The organism is Arthrobacter sp. StoSoilB22 (assembly GCF_019977315.1).
In the GTDB taxonomy this organism is placed as follows: Bacteria; Actinomycetota; Actinomycetes; order Actinomycetales; family Micrococcaceae; genus Arthrobacter.
The window spans coordinates 3,023,267-3,041,573 of the sequence record NZ_AP024652.1; the positions used below are offsets into that span (position 1 = coordinate 3,023,267).

19 protein-coding genes and 1 riboswitch are annotated in these 18,307 nt (G+C 62.7%); of the genes, 11 read left to right on the forward strand and 8 right to left on the reverse strand.

Annotated elements, in window-relative coordinates; genetic code table 11:
* Positions 1-6: 6 nt before the first annotated feature.
* On the reverse strand, positions 7-1,209 hold the full coding sequence (gene moeB / locus LDN70_RS14015) for a molybdopterin-synthase adenylyltransferase MoeB (RefSeq protein WP_223940571.1): 1,203 nt from the start codon (positions 1,207-1,209) through the stop codon (positions 7-9).
* Positions 1,210-1,215: 6 nt separating this feature from the next.
* On the opposite strand from moeB, the gene LDN70_RS14020 reads away from it, so the two are divergent.
* Genes LDN70_RS14020 through LDN70_RS14030 form a run of 3 tightly spaced genes read left to right on the forward strand, consistent with a single transcriptional unit; the run spans position 1,216 to position 2,565 of the window.
* A complete protein-coding gene (locus LDN70_RS14020) occupies positions 1,216-1,950 on the forward strand; it encodes a TetR/AcrR family transcriptional regulator (protein WP_166840884.1) in 735 nt (244 codons plus the stop codon).
* A gap of 50 nt (positions 1,951-2,000) precedes the next feature.
* Positions 2,001-2,225 carry a DUF3107 domain-containing protein gene (locus LDN70_RS14025; RefSeq protein ID WP_142938500.1) on the forward strand — a complete coding sequence of 75 codons (225 nt, stop codon included), beginning with the start codon at positions 2,001-2,003 and terminating at the stop codon, positions 2,223-2,225.
* Between the two features lie 37 nt (positions 2,226-2,262).
* On the forward strand, positions 2,263-2,565 hold the full coding sequence (locus LDN70_RS14030) for a hypothetical protein (RefSeq protein WP_011775413.1): 303 nt from the start codon (positions 2,263-2,265) through the stop codon (positions 2,563-2,565).
* 153 nt (positions 2,566-2,718) lie between these two features.
* Here LDN70_RS14030 and LDN70_RS14035 read toward each other — a convergent pair whose 3' ends face one another.
* The 3 genes from LDN70_RS14035 to thiO all read right to left on the reverse strand — a co-directional run bounded on the left by LDN70_RS14035 (position 2,719) and on the right by thiO (position 5,024).
* Positions 2,719-3,519 (reverse strand): thiazole synthase, encoded by an 801-nt coding sequence (locus LDN70_RS14035; protein ID WP_142938499.1) that lies wholly within the window; start codon positions 3,517-3,519, stop codon positions 2,719-2,721.
* Between the two features lie 3 nt (positions 3,520-3,522).
* Positions 3,523-3,759 (reverse strand): sulfur carrier protein ThiS, encoded by a 237-nt coding sequence (thiS, locus tag LDN70_RS14040; RefSeq protein ID WP_011775416.1) that lies wholly within the window; start codon positions 3,757-3,759, stop codon positions 3,523-3,525.
* The gene (gene thiO, locus LDN70_RS14045; RefSeq protein ID WP_223940572.1) at positions 3,756-5,024 is read right to left on the reverse strand and encodes a glycine oxidase ThiO; all 1,269 of its coding nucleotides are present in this window, start codon (positions 5,022-5,024) and stop codon (positions 3,756-3,758) included. The genes thiS and thiO overlap by 4 nt, the downstream gene beginning before the upstream one ends.
* A riboswitch (TPP riboswitch) is annotated at positions 5,017-5,135 on the reverse strand. It overlaps the preceding gene by 8 nt.
* A 27-nt stretch (positions 5,136-5,162) precedes the next feature.
* Between thiO and thiE the strand changes: the two genes are divergently transcribed.
* Complete coding sequence (thiE, locus tag LDN70_RS14050) at positions 5,163-5,840, forward strand: thiamine phosphate synthase (RefSeq protein WP_223940573.1); 678 nt, start codon at positions 5,163-5,165, stop codon at positions 5,838-5,840.
* 22 nt (positions 5,841-5,862) lie between these two features.
* Here the strand turns inward: thiE and LDN70_RS14055 are convergent, their stop codons facing one another.
* The gene (locus LDN70_RS14055) at positions 5,863-6,531 is read right to left on the reverse strand and encodes a ferritin-like fold-containing protein (protein ID WP_223940574.1); all 669 of its coding nucleotides are present in this window, start codon (positions 6,529-6,531) and stop codon (positions 5,863-5,865) included.
* A 156-nt stretch (positions 6,532-6,687) separates the two neighbouring features.
* Here LDN70_RS14055 and LDN70_RS14060 point away from each other — a divergent pair, with 156 nt between their 5' ends.
* The 4 genes from LDN70_RS14060 (at position 6,688) to LDN70_RS14075 (ending at position 12,160) form a co-directional block, all read left to right on the forward strand.
* Positions 6,688-7,647 (forward strand): TM2 domain-containing protein, encoded by a 960-nt coding sequence (locus LDN70_RS14060; protein ID WP_223940575.1) that lies wholly within the window; start codon positions 6,688-6,690, stop codon positions 7,645-7,647.
* A gap of 115 nt (positions 7,648-7,762) precedes the next feature.
* Positions 7,763-9,247: an RNB domain-containing ribonuclease gene (locus tag LDN70_RS14065; protein ID WP_142938494.1), complete on the forward strand. Its 1,485-nt coding sequence runs from the start codon at positions 7,763-7,765 to the stop codon at positions 9,245-9,247.
* A 277-nt stretch (positions 9,248-9,524) separates the two neighbouring features.
* Positions 9,525-11,237: a DEAD/DEAH box helicase gene (locus LDN70_RS14070; protein WP_142938493.1), complete on the forward strand. Its 1,713-nt coding sequence runs from the start codon at positions 9,525-9,527 to the stop codon at positions 11,235-11,237.
* Positions 11,238-11,245: 8 nt separating this feature from the next.
* Positions 11,246-12,160, forward strand: coding sequence for a DNA-methyltransferase (locus LDN70_RS14075; RefSeq protein ID WP_223940576.1), 915 nt, complete (start codon positions 11,246-11,248; stop codon positions 12,158-12,160).
* Here the strand turns inward: LDN70_RS14075 and LDN70_RS14080 are convergent.
* Both LDN70_RS14080 and LDN70_RS14085 read right to left on the reverse strand, forming a co-directional pair.
* The gene (locus LDN70_RS14080; RefSeq protein ID WP_142938491.1) at positions 12,133-12,741 is read right to left on the reverse strand and encodes a MarC family protein; all 609 of its coding nucleotides are present in this window, start codon (positions 12,739-12,741) and stop codon (positions 12,133-12,135) included. The genes LDN70_RS14075 and LDN70_RS14080 overlap by 28 nt on opposite strands.
* Positions 12,742-12,772: 31 nt before the next feature.
* Positions 12,773-13,618, reverse strand: coding sequence for a PHP domain-containing protein (locus LDN70_RS14085; protein ID WP_142938490.1), 846 nt, complete (start codon positions 13,616-13,618; stop codon positions 12,773-12,775).
* A gap of 80 nt (positions 13,619-13,698) precedes the next feature.
* On the opposite strand from LDN70_RS14085, the gene LDN70_RS14090 reads away from it, so the two are divergent.
* Positions 13,699-15,273, forward strand: a complete 1,575-nt coding sequence (locus LDN70_RS14090; RefSeq protein WP_142938489.1) for an aminopeptidase P family protein — start codon at positions 13,699-13,701, stop codon at positions 15,271-15,273.
* A gap of 125 nt (positions 15,274-15,398) precedes the next feature.
* Here LDN70_RS14090 and LDN70_RS14095 read toward each other — a convergent pair whose 3' ends face one another.
* Positions 15,399-16,235, reverse strand: coding sequence for a YflT domain-containing protein (locus LDN70_RS14095; protein WP_223940577.1), 837 nt, complete (start codon positions 16,233-16,235; stop codon positions 15,399-15,401).
* A gap of 76 nt (positions 16,236-16,311) precedes the next feature.
* Here LDN70_RS14095 and LDN70_RS14100 point away from each other — a divergent pair, with 76 nt between their 5' ends.
* Positions 16,312-17,595, forward strand: coding sequence for a magnesium transporter MgtE N-terminal domain-containing protein (locus tag LDN70_RS14100; protein ID WP_142938488.1), 1,284 nt, complete (start codon positions 16,312-16,314; stop codon positions 17,593-17,595).
* Entirely contained in the window at positions 17,576-18,307 is a 732-nt protein-coding gene (locus LDN70_RS14105) for a DUF1003 domain-containing protein (RefSeq protein ID WP_142938487.1), read from the forward strand. The genes LDN70_RS14100 and LDN70_RS14105 overlap by 20 nt, the downstream gene beginning before the upstream one ends.

Genomic DNA, 18,307 nt, shown 5'->3' on the forward strand with positions numbered 1-18,307 from the left:
CAACGATCAGTAAATGGGCTTCTCCGGTTCCACATCGCGCACCCAGGCGAGAATACCGCCGTCGAGATGGCTGACGCGCGTGTAGCCGGCCTTTTGCGCCGCTTCAAGGACAGCAGCCGATCGAGTCCCGGCCTTGCAGTGGAACACGATGTCCCTGTCCTGCGGCAGCTGCACCCACGCTTCGCCGGAGAGTATGCGGCCCTGCGGAATCAGGATAGAGCCGTCGATGCTCACGATGCTGTGCTCGCCCGACTCGCGGACATCCACGAGTTCGAAGTCCCGCTCCCCCAACTCCCGTTCGGCAAGCATTGCGGCCAGGTCTTTGGCGGAAACAGTGTGCTCCTGGTCCGTGGCCGCCGGCGGCGTTACTCCACAGAAGGCCTCGTAGTCGGTCAATTCCGTAATGGGTTCGGCTTCCGGATCCTTTGAGACCTTGATCTCGCGCCAGTTTCCGCCCAAAGCATCAAAAAGTGCCACCCGGCCCAGCAATGAACGCCCGACGCCGGTAATCAGCTTCACGGCCTCGGTGACCATGAGCGATCCAACCGCTGCGCAGAGCATGCCGAACACGCCACCCTCGCCACAGGACGGCACCGAGCCGGCGGGAGGCGCTTCCGGGTAGAGATCCCTGTACGTGGGCCCGTGGTCGGCCCAGAAGACGCTCACCTGGCCGTCAAAGCGGAAGATGGATCCCCAGACATAGGGCTTGCCGAGGATGGCAGCGGCGTCGTTCACCAGATACCGCGTTGCAAAGTTGTCAGCGCCGTCCAGGATGAGGTCATACTGCGCAAACAGATCCAGCGCATTGGAAGCGTCAAGGCGGACATTGTGCAGGACAACGTTGACCAAGGGGTTGAGTTCTGCGATGGCGTTACGTGCGGATTCGACCTTGGGCGTACCCACGTCCTTCACACCATGGATGACCTGCCGCTGCAGGTTGCTAAGGTCCACCGCGTCGTCGTCCAGTATGCCCAGGGTGCCCACTCCGGCAGCGGCCAGGTACAGCAGTGCGGGGGAACCAAGGCCACCGGCGCCTATGACCAGGACTTTGGCATTCTTGAGCCTGCGTTGGCCCAGGGCGCCAATTTCAGGAATGATGAGATGCCGGGAATACCGTTCCACCTCGGCCGGCGTAAGTTCGGCGGCCGGTTCAACGAGGGGCGGGAGGACAGCGGGCGCAGTAGCGTGGGCAGCAACAATTGAGGCCATACCCCAATCTATGCCTGCAGATGCCGCCCGGTCATATTACCCCCCGGTAGAGTAGTCATAACTGCGAAGGAAAGGCGGCAGACTGTGGCTGACGGCACACGGGCAAACGATGGGGCACCGGCCAGGCAGGAACGGGCAGGTACAACGCGTTCACCAAGGTTGCCGCGGGACGAGCGCCGCGCACAGTTGCTGAACGCGGCGCTGGAAGTATTCGTTGCCAACGGCTTCCACGGGGCAGCCATGGACGAAATCGCGGAGGCCGCCCACGTGAGCAAACCAGTGCTCTATCAGCACTTTCCCTCCAAGCGCGAGCTTTACATGGCGCTCCTGGACAGCCACCTTGCAACCCTGACGCAGCTGATGCTCAACGCCTTGAACTCCACCACGGATAACAAGGAACGCGTCAAGGCCGTCATGCGCGCTTACTACAGGTTCATTGCCGATGACGACCAAGCCCATCGCCTGGTGTTCGAATCGGACCTGATCAATGATGCCGATGTCAGTTCGCGTTTGGAGACTTTCAACAAAACGTTCGCGGACGCCGTGGCCCGTGTCATTGCCGAGGACACCAAACTGCCCCCTCTGGAAGCGCAGCTTCTTGGCCGTGGTTTGGCCGGAATGGCTCAGGTCAGCGCCAGATATTGGCTCGAAACGGACGGAAACCTGGACCTCGATGTGGCCAGCGATCTGATCTATCGTTTAGCTTGGCGCGGAATCAGTCGATTCCCCAAAGAGTCCTAGGCTACAAATAGAGGACTGACTTAACACTTGATTGGCTTGGAGGCCTTGCTGTGGAAGTAAAGATCGGCATTCAGAACGTTGGCCGTGAGATCGTGCTCGAATCCTCCCTGGATGCCGACGCCGTCGCCAAGATTGTGGCTGAGGCCGTGACCAAAGGCTCCGAGCTTCGCCTCACTGATGACAAGGGCCGACAGGTCATTGTTCCCGGCAACGTGCTGGGCTACGTGGAAATCGGCGCCGAGGAAACCCGGCGCGTCGGCTTCGGCGCTCTCTAGGGTCTTCCTACGTCTCGTCGTCCGCTAAGGAGTTTTCATGCTTTCTCTCGTCGTGGTGGTTCTGGCCACCATTGCCACCGGTTTCATTGTGTGGGCTAACGACAAGCGGCACGGCAAGTACGGGATCGCGCTGCCGGCCGGTGTCTCAGCAGCTGTGGGCACGCTGAGTTGGATCGCGTTCATCAGCGCCGGATTGGGCTACCAGCCTGGCGCAACGTGGATTCCGTGGGTCCTACCTATTGTGCTCGGCACTGCCGCGGCGGTTGCCGTGGTGCTCTTTCTCGGCCGGACCAGGACCCAGCACGATACTGCGGCCCTCACCAAGGCGCTGCGGCTTTAGAACCTTAGACAGTAGTAACCGTCACCCCATGGTGGCGGTCACTACTGTTTAAGCCCCGGCACGACTTAAGCCCCGCACGACGCCGCGTGTGCGCCGAGGTTGTCGTTCTGAAATGAGTCGCCGAGCCCGGCTGCCACATTCCGAGGGTTCGGATCAGAGGAACTCTGCCCGGCCTTCCATCGCCGAGGACGCGAGCGCGTGCTCCCGCCGGGGAATCCGGCCTGCCTGCCGCGCAAGCCTACCGGCGATGACAGCGTGCTTGAAGGCCTCCCCCATCTGCACCGGGTTCTGGGCCCGGGTTACAGCGGTGGCCAACAGCACGGCGTCACAGCCCAGCTCCATGGCCAACGCGGCATCGGAGGCGGTTCCGATTCCCGCGTCGAGGACCACGGGTACGGAGGCCCGGGACACGATGAGTTCAATGTTGTGTGGGTTCAGGATGCCGAGGCCGGTCCCAATGGGTGATCCCAAGGGCATGACGGCGGTGGCACCCAGGTTCTCGAGCCTGAGCGCGAGCACGGGATCGTCATTTGTGTAGGCGAAAACCTTGAAGCCCCGGTTCACCAGTTGTTCCGTTGCATCCACCAGTTCCACGGCGTCGGGCAGGAGCGTGTGTTCGTCGGCGATGACTTCCAACTTCACCCAATCTGTCTCCAGCGCTTCGCGGGCCAGTTCAGCGGTCATCACGGCGTCCTTGGCAGTAAAGCAGCCCGCAGTGTTGGGAAGTACCCGGATGTTGTGGTCCACCAGGAGCTGGAACAGCGATCCCGTTTCGGCGGGTGAGTAGCGCCGCATGGCTACGGTGGTGAGCTCGGTCCCCGAAGCCAGGAGCGCTGATCCCAGGCCATCAAGGCTCGGCGCGCCTCCGGTGCCCATGATGAGTCGGGAACCGAATTCCACGCCGTCGATCGCCAGCACATCAGTGGTTCGACCGTCAATGTTTGCTGTTGTCATGGTTCAGCCTCCTTGGACTGCTGTTACGAGTTCGAGTTCGTCTCCGTCGGCCAGCGCCGTCACGGCCCATTGGCTGCGGGGAACCACCTCGGAGTTACGTGCGACCGCGACTCCCAGCTTGCCGCCGTCGGCCGCTTGCCCGCGAGGGTCCAAGGCGCGGCCCGTGATCGCTGTGACGAGAGTGCTGACGGATGCGTCATCGGAGACTGCGTGATCGGTTCCGTTGAGTTTGATGTTCATGCTGTTTCCTTGGTGGGAGCGTGTGCTGCTGGTGTGAGTACTTGGGGAACTGAAGCGTTGCCCGCGAAGCGATCAGGCAGTAACGGAGCCCATCGAGGGTCCTTGGATCCGTTGATGAGTTCGCCCACGATCCTGGCGGCTACGGGAGTCAGGAGTACACCGTGGCGGAAGAATCCTGTAGCGATCACCAAGCCGTCAACGTCGCCGTGGGGCCCGCTGACCCGTCCAAGCAGGGGGGCGTTGTCCGGAGTGCCGGGGCGGGCGCGGGCAGTTGCTTCAAGGAGTTCCAGTTCCGCCACTGCGGGGACCAGAGTTTGGGCATCCCTCAGCAGTTGATAGACGCCGCCGGCCGAGACTGCGTTGGAAGTCGCTGACAACCGGTCTTCGCGTTGCGTCGCTCCGATCACCACGGTTCCGTCGTCCCGGGGAACGATGTAAACCGGAACGCCTCGAACCATCCCCCGAACAGTGGACGTCACCAAGGGCCGGAGCTTTTCGGGGACGCGAAGCCGGAGGATGTCGCCATAGACCGGCCGCACTGGAAGGGTCAGTCCTTCAGGGAGCCCCGACACGTGGGATGCCCCCAGCCCGTTGGCCACCACAGTCTCCGCGGCAAGGACCACGACTCCGGATTCGAGTTCCACTCCGGTGACCCGCCCGCCATCCCGCAGCACACCGCGCGCCGGGGAAAGAACGGCGAATCCGTCATCGGCCCCGGGCACCCAGGAGGCGTCGTCAGGCGAATGGTTAGCCAATCCAGCCAGGATGCAGGCGGCGAGCTTTCGCGGATCCACTTGGTGGTCGGCGGGAATGTCGAAAGCGCAGGAAATCTGCGGGCTAAGGAGCGGCTCGCGGTTCCTCGCGTCCCGCAGGGCAAGAGGTTCGACTCCCAAGCCAGCTGCGAGCTGTACGTTCCTGAGGTCTGCGAGCGCCCTGCGGTCGGCTGCGTCGGCACCCACGGCGAGGGTGGGCGTCGTGCGGTATCCGCTGCCCGCTCCCCCCAAGTGCAGTCTGTCCACGAAGGAGGGCCACAGCCGGGAAGACTCAATCATCAATTCCAGAAGGTCTTCCTCCTGGTAATGCAGTTCGCTGACGGGTGCAAGCATTCCGGCGGCGGCGAACGTTGCGCCCGAGGCCGGGGCGGGGTCGATCAGCACCACTGAACGGCCAAGTCGCCGGGCTTCATGAGCGATGCCCAGGCCTATGATGCCGCCGCCAATGACGGCCACGTCTGCCTGGATGGGGGTATGGCGGGGATCTGCCATTGGTTTCCTTCCCTACGCCGGTACTAGCCGGATCAGGTCAAGCGGTCGGCGCTGAAGCCCTCTCAGCCGGACAGTCATATGACGAATGTCGCGGCTCCCGCAGTACGTGCCCAGTTTAGAGGAACTACTCTGGTTTCCATGACCCAGCCTGACGCCCTCGCCTCTGCCCGCCTCTATTTGTGCACTGATGCCCGTCAACGGCAGGGCGATTTTGAAGACTTTGTGGACGCCGCTTTCGCCGGTGGTGTGGACATCATCCAGCTCCGCGACAAGACGCTGGAAGCTGCCGAGGAGCTTGAAATGCTGGCCGTTTTGCGGAGCGTCGCACAACGGCACGGACGGCTGTGGGCTGTCAACGACCGGGCCGATGTTGCCAGTATTTCCGGGGCTCCCGTGTTCCACATCGGTCAGAAGGACCTGCCTCTGACGGCCGCCCGCACACTCCTGCCGAATGTCACCGGCATCGGTCTTTCCACCCACACACCGGAACAAATCGACGCGGCAATTGCTACCGCCCAAGGCCCCTTGGGACTGGACTACTTCTGTGTGGGTCCGGTCTGGGCAACGCCCACCAAACCCGGGCGCGCGGCTGTGGGTCCGGGTTTGGTCACATATGCCGCAGAGGCACAGAAACGTGCAGGCGACGTGACGACACTTCCGTGGTTCGCCATTGGCGGCATCGACCACAGCAACGTTGAACAGGTGGTCGCCGCGGGGGCCAGCCGCATCGTCGTCGTGCGCGCCATCACGGAGGCAACAGACCCGACGGCGGCAGCGAAGTCGCTGCTGCAGGCGTTGGACACCGTTGAGCCCTAGCCGGTCCTGAGCTGGCCGGCGTCTACGCTGTCAGGCCAAGGCCCGTCATCCGGCGGGAATGCTTCCCGGCGAGTTCCGTCGTCAGCCGTTTCACCTCAGCACGCGAGTCCCCTCCGCTTCTCAGCGTTGGGCCCAGCCGCGGGTGCTCCATGCCGACGCGTTGCACCTGCGTCAAGGCCTCTCCCACCAGGCGGCGGCCCCACAGTGCAAGGCGCGATGCCAGGCGTGGGTCATCACTCAGGGCCCTCCTCAGCAGAACCCGAAGGACTTCAGTGGCTTGATCGGGGGAAGCCACCCGTTCAACAAAATGCTGCGTTTGTGGGTCAAGGAACATCGCGACAGCCCTGTAGAAGTCCGACGACACAGTGTCGATCACATAGGCCTTCATGACGGATTCGAACCAGTCTCCCGGTTTGGTGCGCTCGTGGAAATGGTCGAAGGAACGCTGGAACGGCAGCATCGCATGTTCGGGGTCGACCCCCATCTCCACCAATCGATCGCTGAGGAGCGCGAAGTTGCCGTAGGCACCCACAGCGATCTTCGCCAGCACTGACCTGTCATGAAGGGTGGGAGCATAACGGGAGTCCAGCGAGAGCCGTCCGAAAGCAGACAGCTCGCCATAGGCCATGGCTCCAAGCAACTCCGCTGAGAGTTCCCTGGCAGAGGCTGCGGCGTCCGGGGATATGCCCATGAACCCAGCCTATCCCTGGCCGGGCATGAGATTCCCGGGGTTTGCGTTCTGCTTCCGGCCTCGTTCCTACTAGGCTGGCTCGACGTGAGTTGACTGCCATGTGCCCTGCATACCGCCCGTCCTCCTCCTCGCACCCACTTCACTGAAGGAATTTCCATGAGTCACCCGAGTTACCCGCCCGCGCCCCAAAACGATGCCGGATCAGGAGTTCCGCAGGTCCCGGCCGCGCCTTATGCTTACGGCGGCCAGTTCCAAGGTGGAGCACAGCCTGGCTACCAACCCGGACCGGCTTCAGGCCCTTATGGAACTACGGGCGGGGCGGTTCCGGCCAAGTCCTTCATGACCACCTGGATTTTGGCGCTGCTTCTGGGTGGCTTGGGCGTGGACCGCTTCTATCTGGGCAAGATTGGTACCGGAATCGCGAAGCTGCTCACTGGCGGCGGCTTCGGCATCTGGTCCATTGTGGACCTCATCATCACCTTGACAGGAAACGCCCGGGACAAAGAGGGCAGGCCGCTGGCAGGCTACCTGGAGAACAAGAAGAAGGCGTGGATCATCACCGTCGTCGTCTGGTTCGCTGGTGTGATCGTGGGAATTGTGTCCACTGCGCTGTCTTTCACCCTCTTCGCCGCTGCAGTACAGCAGGGACGAACCACACCTGCTGCACCGCTCCCTTCCGCCAGTCAAGGGCCCCTGGTGCCCTCGCCTGGCACTGCCAACGAGGCGAACTCCTTCACCGTGGATGTTGATGACAGCACCAAGGTAAAGGTGGGCGTGGTCGATTCTCTTTACACCAACGAAATCCCCTCGATGTCGTACATGAAACCCGCCAACGGGGGGTTCCTCGTGGTGGAGGTGTCCTGGGAGACACTGACGGGGACAAGCTTCGCTTCCTCAACGAACTTCCAGGCCTTCGACGCTGACGGAAAAGAAGGTGAGTTGCTGTTCCTTACTGAGGACCTGGGCAGCCTGCCGATGGGGAGCGTCGCCACGGGGGAGTTCAAACAGGGAGTGATCGCGTTCGACATCAAGAACGGCCCCACCAAGATCGTGGTCACTGATGTCTATGGCGATGAGGCCGCAACCTTCACGCTGACACCTCCGGCCGGTCAATAACCCACCCGGACAGGCTTACGCGCTCAAAGAAGGAACCCGCCGTCCCTCATGGACGGCGGGTTACTTCGCTAGCGCGTCCAAGACTATCGGCCCATTTCGGGCTAACCTGATTTTCGTGTCACATCATCGGATAGCACCCAACGTCGACGACTCATCGGACCAGCTCGCCGCGGCCCTTGCCGCTCTCAGGACAGAGCTGGAACTCCCCGGTGAATACCCTGCAGACGCTGTGGAAGAAGCACAGCAGGCCGTAGACGCCCTCGAGCTTCCGGAACAGGACCTGCGGGACATAGCGTTTGTGACTATCGATCCGGCGACATCCACCGACTTGGACCAGGCCCTGTTCATCGACCGCACCGGTAACGGTTACACGGTCCTCTACGCAATCGCCGATGTTCCGTCTTTCGTGGCTCCGGGTGGGGCGTTGGACGCAGAAACGCGTCAACGCGGACAAACCTTCTACGCTCCTGACGGGCGGATCCCGTTGCATCCGGAAGTTATCAGCGAGAACGCCGGCAGCCTGCTTGCCAACCAGGATTGCAGTGCTTTCGTGTGGCGTTTTGACTTGGATGCCAAAGCCGAAGTTCAGACGGTCACCGTTGCCCGGGCTGCCGTGCGCAGCAGGGCCAAACTGAGCTACAAGGGCGCTCAACAGCAACTCGACGACGGTACGGCCCCACCCGTTCTGCAGCTCCTCAAAGAAGTAGGGCTCAAACGCGTTGAGCTGGAGCGGCAACGTGGGGGCGCAAGCCTGAACATGCCGGAACAGGAAATAGTTCAAGCCACCGACGGCGGCGGGTACAGGATCGTCGCTGCGCCGTCGCTGCCGGTTGAGGACTGGAACGCGCAGATATCCCTCATGACCGGCATGGCCGCAGCTCAGATGATGCTTGATGGCAAAGTGGGGATACTGCGCACCATGCCGGCACCTGACGATCGGTCGCTGCTCCATTTCAAGCGCCAGACTTCTGCACTCGGAAAGCCCTGGGACGGCCAAGTATCCTATGGCGAATATTTGCGGACCTTGGACGCGTCCGATCCCAAACAGTTGGCCATCCTGCACTCTGCCGGCATGTTGTTCAGGGGCGCCGGTTACACACCCTTTGACGGTGAGGTTCCCGCGGAGGTCATCCAAGCAGCCATCGGGGCTCCGTATGCGCACACCACCGCACCCCTGCGGCGGCTCATCGATCGCTTTGTCTTGGTGATCTGCGAAGCACTCAGCAACAACCACGACATCCCGCAATGGGCCCGGGAAGCACTCCCCTCGCTGCCGGAGATCATGGCCTCCTCAGACCAATTGGCCGGACGCCTTGAGCGCGCCGCACTGGACACCGTGGAAGCAGCCTTGGTGGCCAATCACATCGGCCAGGAATTCGACGCCGTCGTCATTTCCGGATCCAAACCCTCCAACGGATCCAGCTCAAAGAACGGCAACGGCAGCAGCAACGGCAACGGGCCCTTCGGCGTCATACAGATAGCAGACCCCGCGGTTACCGCCCGGTGTGACGGAGAAATGGAGTCCGGAACCACAGTCCGGGTGCGGTTGCTCAAGGCCGACATTGCCAGCCGGGAAATCAGGTTCGAGCTGCTGCCCTGACCGGCGTTCATGCGGCGATCCGGGCTTTCCGGCCCTCAGAGGATAGACTGGGCGTGTAGTAATGGATGCCCGGTCGTTGATTCAGTTAATTTTTGAACTCAACAAGCCCGCCCCTACGCGATCTTGAGATGTACCAACTGGTCACCAGTGCCAGTACTTAGATAGCCCGCGATCGGCTTCCACTGGATTTGCTTGCGCGCCCGTTCGTGCTCCGGTACGGCTCTACCGCCCCGTTGAGCATGCAGCGCCAATGCCTAAATGAATAAGGAAACTCCCTGTGAGTGAATTGCATACCCACGAAGTCCTGACGGACTCCACCGGAACCGAATCCATCGAACCCGAGGAAACGATCATCTCGGATGAGACGCCCCACGAGATCGAAGAGAAGTCGTTCGCTGATTTCAACGTCCGCGCCGACATCGTTGAGTCTTTGGCCGACGCCGGAATCACACACCCGTTCCCGATCCAGGCCATGACCCTGCCGGTCGCCTTGAGCGGCCACGACATCATCGGCCAAGCCAAAACCGGTACCGGAAAAACGCTGGGCTTCGGCATCCCCGCCCTCCAGCGCGTCGCCGGGAGGGATGATGCAGGATACGCCAAGCTCGCTGTCCCGGGCGCACCGCAGGCCCTGGTCATCGTCCCCACGCGTGAGCTTGCCGTGCAGGTAGCCAACGACCTCCAGGCCGCGTCACGCAAGCGCAACGCCCGCATCGCCACCATCTACGGCGGCCGTGCCTACGAACCCCAGATTGATGCCCTGCAGAAGGGCGTGGAAATCGTTGTCGGCACCCCCGGCCGGTTGATCGACCTTTACAAGCAAAAGCACCTCAGCCTCAAGAACGTCAAAATGGTCATCCTTGACGAGGCCGACGAAATGCTGGACCTTGGCTTCCTCCCGGACGTGGAAACCCTGATTGCCGGCACCCCCGCGGTCCGCCAGACCCTCCTCTTCTCGGCAACCATGCCCGGCCCCGTGATCGCGATGGCTCGCCGTTACATGACGCAGCCCACCCATATCCGGGCAGCCGACCCCAATGATGAAGGCCTGACCAAGCGCGACATCCGCCAGCTCATCTACCGCGCGCACAGCATGGACAAGACCGAGGTTGTGGCCCGCATCCTGCAGGCCCGCGGACGTGGCCGAACCATCATCTTCACCAAGACCAAGCGCACCGCCGCAAAGGTTGCCGAGGAACTCGTGGACCGCGGCTTCGCGGCTGCAGCCATTCACGGCGACCTCGGCCAAGGCGCCCGTGAACAGGCCCTCCGCGCGTTCCGCAACAACAAGGTTGACGTCCTGGTGGCCACCGACGTCGCAGCCCGCGGCATCGACGTCGATGACGTTACCCACGTCATCAACTACCAGTGCGTGGAGGACGAAAAGATCTACCTGCACCGCGTTGGACGTACGGGCCGCGCCGGCAACAAGGGCACCGCCGTCACGTTTGTTGACTGGGACGACATGCCTCGCTGGGGCCTGATCAACAAAGCCCTGGGACTCAGTGTCCCCGAGCCCGTTGAAACCTACTCCTCATCGCCGCACCTGTACACGGATCTGGACATTCCCGAGGGCACCAAGGGTCGTCTGCCGCGCAACAAGCGCGTCCTCGCCGGCGTTGACGCCGAAGTCCTCGAGGACCTCGGCGAAACCGGCAAGAAGAATGCACGCTCCGGCGGCTCAGGCCGCGATGGCGGACGTGACGGCAAGCGCGACGGCGGTCGTGATGGCGGTCGTGGACGCTCCGGTAGGTCCGGCGACGCCGAGTCCAGCGGATCCAAGGGCGAGGGTGGCCGCAACCGTACGCGCCGCCGTCGTACCTCTGATGGTGAGACAGCCCCCGCTGCCGGTGCATCGGAAACCCGCACTGCCACCGCAGACAACGCAGAAAAGCCGGCCCGCACGCGCCGGACCCGCACGCGCCGCCGCAACGGCGAAGTGGTTTCCGGTGAGACCGCAGCTGCCCAGTCCGGTAGCACCGAGGCCTAAAAACCTCAATGACTGAATCTGTTTGGGCGCCGGACGGCGGCAACTTGGTGGTGCACGCGGACAACGCGGAATTCCTCCCTACGCTGCCGGACGGCGCCTTCACACTCATCTACGTGGACCCGCCCTTCAACACGGGCCGGGTCCAACGCCGCCAGGAAACCCGCATGGTCCGCAACGCGGACGGCGACGGCGACCGCGTCGGCTTCAAAGGCCGCTCTTACGACACCATCAAGGGCGCCCTGCACAGCTACGACGACGCCTTCAGCGACTACTGGTCCTTCCTGGAGCCCAAGCTCGTGGAGGCTTGGCGGCTGCTGGCCGACGACGGCACCCTGTATCTGCATTTGGATTACCGGGAAGTCCACTACGCCAAGGTGATGCTGGACTCCATCTTCGGCCGGGAATGCTTCCTTAACGAGATCATCTGGGCCTACGATTACGGCGCCCGCGCCAAGAACCGCTGGCCCACCAAGCACGACAACATTCTGGTGTACGTCAAGAACCCCACCAAGTATCACTTCGACAACGCCGAAGTGGACCGGGAACCGTACATGGCACCTGGCCTGGTCACCCCCGCCAAACGTGAGCTCGGCAAGCTGCCCACGGATGTCTGGTGGCACACCATCGTCTCGCCTACCGGCCGCGAGAAGACCGGTTACCCCACCCAAAAGCCCGAGGGCCTGGTACGCAGGATTGTCTCCGCATCAAGCCGTGAGGGCGATTGGTGCCTCGATTTCTTCGCTGGTTCAGGGACCCTCGGAGCTGTGGCAGCCAAGTTGGGCCGCAACTTTGTGTGCGTCGACCAGAACGAGCAAGCCATCGAAGTCATGCGGAAAAGGCTGGGCAACAAGGCAGACTTCCGCCGGAGCGGTTCCTTGCCGGACACCAGCCAGGATCAGGCAGCACCTTTCACGAAAGCCTGAACGGCGTCCGCGATCATCTGCACGGCAATGGCTGAGAGCAGCAGGCCGGCGATCCGCGTCACCAGCTCCACACCGTTTTCACCGAGGACCCGCTGAACGACGCCCGCGAAGCGCATCGCCAGGTACAACGAGCCAAGCACCACAGCGATGCCCAGACCCACCGCCAGATACTCCGCGAGCTGGCTGGACTGCTGCACGAACACCATGACGGCAACAATCGCGCCCGGCCCGGCCATGAGCGGTGTGCCCAGCGGCACGAACGCCACGTTCTTGTACTTGGCGGCGTTTTCCTCGCCGCTGGTGGAGCCTGTGAGCAGCTGCAGCGCGATCAGCACCAGGAGCAGGCCACCGGCACCCTGCAAGGCCGCCAGCGAGATGTGCATGTAGTTGAGAATCGACTGGCCGAAGATCGCGAACACCACGATCACACCTGTGGCCACCAAGAGGGCTTGGAACGCGGAACGATTCCGGTCCTTGGCGGACATTTGGGCCGTCAAGGACATGAATATCGGGACTGTACCCGGCGGATCCATGATCACGAACAACGTGATGATCACGGAGGCCAGCAGCTGCAGGTCCATCAGCGGACTCCTCTCACAGAATGCCCGTGCATCACCGGATGACCGTGCTGCCCGTTGCCAGCTCCTCGATCCTGGACAAGACCTCGGGCGGGGTGGTGTTCTCGCCCAAGAGATTGGGTTTTCCTGCCCCGTGATAGTCGGAAGATCCTGTCATGAGCAAGCCGTGTTCGACCGCCAGGCCACGGAGGAAAGCGCGGCCCTCCTCCGGGTTGTCCCGGTGTTCAACCTCAAGTCCCAACAGTCCGGCATCAATCATGTCCCGGTAAGTACGCTCCCCCACGATCCGTCCTCTCGATGAAGCCACCGGATGGGCGAAGACGGGCACGCCGCCAGCCGCGCGGACAAGCTCGACGGCGAAAGCCGGGTTGGGCGCATAGTGCTGCACGAAATACCGCGAGTGGGAGGTGAGGATGGAAGTGAACGCTTCCGTTCGATCCGCCACCACGCCGGCGGCCACCAAAGCATCGGCAATGTGGGGGCGGCCCACCGTGGCACCGGGTGCAACATGGTGGATCACGTCGTCCCAGGTCAATGGATAATCCTCGGACAGTAAAGTGACCATATGCTCGGCACGGGTGAGCCGGGCATCCTTGGACTTGGTAATTTCCTCCAGCAGGCCGGCATGGGCGGGGTCGTGGAGGTAACTGAGCAAGTGGACGCTGATTCCCTGCTCCGTACGGCAGGAGATCTCCATCCCGGGTACGAATGCAATGCCATGCTCCCGTGCGGCGGCAGCGGCAGGCTCCCAGCCATCTGTGGAATCGTGGTCGGTCAGGGCCACGGCATCCAGACCGGCCGAGACGGCGGAAATGATCACCCCGGCCGGTGTCTCGGTTCCATCGGAAACATTCGAGTGCGCATGCAGGTCTATCCTCACTTTCCCAGCCTATGGGATGCGGGCCCGCTTGGCGGGTTGCGCCGTTGGCCTCCTCACCTAACTGGTGGGACGATGTAACGGTGAACGATGCCGAAAACACCCAGAACTCGTCCTCCCAGCCACTGCAGGAGCGTGTCAACAACCGCTCGCAAAGGCCCACGTCAGATGCCTTCAAGGCATTCATGGCCAGCAATTGGGCGCCCGCCCCGCAGGTGACCCCTGCGCGTGACGCCGTTGCAGACCACGCCGCACGCCGGCGTCGTACTATTTCCGAACAGTTCAAAGGCGAACGTCTAGTCATCCCGGCCGGTCCGCTGAAGGTCCGATCCAACGACTGCGACTACCGCTTCCGCCCCCACTCCGGGTTCGCCCACCTCACGGGGCTGGGGCTGGACCACGAGCCCGACGCCGTACTCATCCTTGAGCCCGTGGCTGAAGGAAAGGGCGACGACGGCGGTCACCACACCGCCACCCTCTACTTCCGTCCTCTGGCCGGAAGGGACACCGAACAGTTCTATGCCGACTCGCGCGCCGGCGAGTTCTGGATCGGTGCACGGCCCACACTCGCCGAATTCGAAGCCCGCCTCGGCCTCCCCACCGCGCACATCTCCGAGCTTGAAATGGCTATCACCAAGAATGTTGGCGCCCCGGAAATCGGCGGCATTTCCATTCGACTGGTCCGCAAGACGGACGAGAACATTGACGCGCTGGTAGACACCGCCCGCTACAACACGGCCAAGGACCCCGAGAACCTGGACCTCGGCGAACTGGACGCCTTGGATGAGAAGCTCAGCGAAGCACTGTCCGAACTGCGCCTGATCAAGGACGACTGGGAAATCGAGCAGATGAAGATTGCCGTGGCTGCAACGGTGGAAGGCTTCGCTGACGTAGTCCGCGCACTCCCCCGCGCGTTGACCCATCAGCGCGGCGAGCGGGTAGTCGAAGGCGCCTTCTTTGCCCGAGCCCGCGAGGAAGGCAATGAACTCGGCTACGACACCATTGCAGCGTCAGGCAACAACGCCACGGTGCTGCACTGGAACCGCAACTCCGGTACCGTCAACGCCGGCGAACTCCTGCTCCTCGATGCCGGAGTGGAAGCGGACTCCCTCTACACAGCTGACATCACCCGCACGCTTCCGGCCACCGGCACCTTCACCGACGTCCAGCGGAAGGTGTATGAAGCTGTACTCGACGCCGCAGATGCCGGCTTCGCGGCCGCACAACCGGGCGTGAAGTTCCGGGACATCCACACGGCGGCAACTACGGTCCTGGCCGAACGCCTGGCTGAATGGGGCCTGCTGCCCGTCTCCGTCGAGGAAGCAATCTCCCCCGAGGGCCAACAGCATCGTCGCTGGATGCCTCACGGCACCAGCCACCACCTGGGACTCGACGTCCACGACTGTGCGCAGGCAAAACGTGAGCTCTACCTTGATGGCATCCTCACCGAGGGCATGGTCTTCACGATCGAACCTGGCCTGTACTTCAAGAACGAAGACCTCGCCATCCCCGAGGAGTACCGCGGGATCGGCGTCCGCATCGAGGACGACATCCTCATGACCTCCGACGGTCCCGTCAACCTCAGCGCCGCGCTGCCGCGCAAGGCCGACGACGTCGAGTCCTGGATGGCAGGCATCTACCAGGAAGCCCAGGGCTAACCAGGCCTCTGGAATAACCCAGGGACTCAACAGAACAAAAGGGAAGGCCACCGGGGATCCGGTGGCCTTCCCTTCTGTACTGAGGAAAATCTGTACTGAGGAAAATTGTTGTCCTGCGGAGGCGTCTACTGCTTGGAAGAATCCTCGGAGCTGGACTGCTGTGAATCTTCCTGCGGCGCGTTTTGTTCATGATTCCGTGCAGGAGCCTGTCCGTCGCTTACCCGAACACCGTATTGCGGACGTCCGTCCGGGAGGTCGGGGTACCGGACAGCTGCCGGCGCGGGGGATGGTGCCGGCTGGTTCGCCGGGGCTGCGTCCTGTCCCTCCGGGGCACTTGAGCCACTGGGCTCGGGGGCGCGCTGGCCATAGGGATCATTCCACGTGGTGGGCCGCTCAGGCGCCGTACCGGGCTGCTGGAAGGGGGCGCTTGGCTGGTTGTAGCCGCTGGCCTGCGGCGTAGCAGCCTGGGACGGGTTCATCGGCAGCTGATGGAGCAGTCGGCGGGCCTCCTGGGCTGCCTCCGCGGCAACGATCACATCGTAATTGGTGGCCACCACCTGGCTGGTGGAGGTGAAGTCACGCTTTCCGCGTTGCGTGGCATAAGTGACGATGCCGAACAGCATGAAGAAAGCCGCACCCATCAGAACTGAGGTGATGATAGAGAACGGACCCCCGGCGGGAGTGAAGAAGGACAGCATGACGCCGACGAACAGGCCGAACCACATGCCGCTGAGGGCACCGGACAGTGCCACCCTCGGGTAACTCAGGCGGCCGGTCACCCGCTCCACCATTTTGAGGTCATTGCCCACGATCGACACCAGCTGAACAGGGAACTGCTGATCCGCCAAGTAGTCCACCGCCTTCTGGGCGTCCAAATACGAGGTGTACGAGCCTACGGTGTCCCCTTGGGGGACGCTGCGGGACTCCTCAACGGCTTTGGGACCACCAAAAATGTTTGACATAGCCCCATTGTGTCTCATGGACATGTGTAGCGGCTGGAATTCAGCTAAAAGAGAGCAGACTCGGTAGCCTGTAAATATGAGCACACATCCCTCACGCGTCTTTGTCGCGCGCTTGCTCGGCTTGGACGTCTTCGACCCCCTGGGCGATCGTCTTGGCCGGTTGCGCGACGTCGTGGTGCTCTCCCGCGGCACCCGTGGCGCTCCCCATGTGGTGGGCATCGTGGTTGAAGTTCCGGGCAAGAAGCGGGTCTTCGTTCCCATGACGCGGATTACGTCCATCGACCAGACGCAAATTATCTGCACCGGACTGGTGAACTTGCGGCGCTTCGAGCAGCGCGGTGCCGAAACTCTGGTGGTGGCTGAGATGTTCGACCGCCGCGTGACGCTGGCCGATGGCAGTGGAGACGCAACGATCGAGGACATCGCCATGGACCAGCACAGGTCCAAGGACTGGTTTGTCAGCAAGCTGTTCGTCCGTCGTGGACACTCCCTGTCGCCCTTCGGCAGGCTCCGCCGCAACGAGACACTGATCATCGACTGGGCCGACGCCCAGACCGGCGGCCACAACGAGCCACAGGCCGCAACGCAGTTCGTTGCCACCCACGAAGACCTCAAACCTGCCGACTTCGCTGAAGCACTGCAGGAAATGAGCGACAAACGGCGTTTTGAAGTGGCCAGTGAGCTTCAGGATGAACGCCTGGCAGATGTCCTCCAGGAACTCCCGGAAGATGACCAGGTGGAGATCCTCTCCGCCCTGGACGTCGAACGCGCCGCCGACGTCCTCGAAGAGATGGATCCTGACGACGCCGCCGACCTCCTGGCCGAGCTTCCGTCCGCCCAGGCGGAAGAGCTGCTTCAACTCATGGAACCCCAGGAAGCCGAGGACGTCCGCCGCCTCCTCGAGTACGACGAAGACACCGCCGGTGGCCTCATGACTCCTGTCCCGGTCATCCTGCCTCCGGAAGCCACGGTGGCCGAAGCCCTTGCCCACGTCCGGCGTGAAGAACTCTCGCCCGCGCTGGCGTCATCCATCTTCATTGCCCGTCCGCCCCTGGAAACCCCCACCGGACGTTTCCTGGGCGTGGTGCATATACAGCAGCTCCTGCGTTTCCCTCCGCCGGAACCGCTGGGCAACCTCGTCGATAAAAACCTTGAGCCGCTCTCGGACCAAGCCCACATCTCCGAAGTGGCCCGGACCTTGGCGACGTACAACCTGAATTCACTTCCAGTCGTGGACGACGACGGCCGCCTTGTGGGGGCGGTGACTGTTGATGACGTGCTGGATCACCTGTTGCCGGATGACTGGCGCGCCCACGAGGACGACGCCCCTATAAGGAAACTTGGAGGCCGCATTGGCTGATAACAACGCCACCCGATCCACCAAGTCCACGGGACGCTCAAGCAGCAGCCTCGACACGCCCCTGAGCGGACGTCAACGCATCCTGCCCAAGTTCTCGCCGAACCCGGACGCTTTTGGAAACGCTACGGAGGGTTTCGCCCGGTTCATGGGCACGCCTACGTTCCTCGTCTACATGACGGTTTTCTGTGTGTTCTGGCTTGCGTGGAACTCCTTCGCTCCCACGGACTGGCAGTTCGACCGCATGGAGCTGGGCTTCACCCTGCTGACGCTGATGCTTTCGCTGCAGGCCTCCTACGCCGCGCCGCTCCTGCTGCTGGCCCAAAACCGGCAGGACGACCGCGACCGCGTCTCGCTCCAGCAGGACCGCCAGCGGGCCGAACGCAATCTCTCCGACACCGAGTACCTGACACGGGAATTGGCCTCGCTCCGCATTGCCTTGCGTGAAGTGGCCACCCGTGACTATGTCCGGACCGAACTCCGAAGCCTGCTTGAAGACATCATTGATGCCCAAGAGGAACTTCGCGAGGGCGATGCCGCCGCTGACGGCACTGAATCACCCGGCGAGAGGGTCAAGGAGAAGCTGAAGGACAAGCGGGACAAATCGCGCGGGCCCCGCACCCAGCAGATTCCCCGAGTCCGCGCCCCTCGCGCCGCAGGTCCGCAGCATTCAACCACCAAACCATCGCCCGAAAACCCTGAAAGCCGAGCCTGA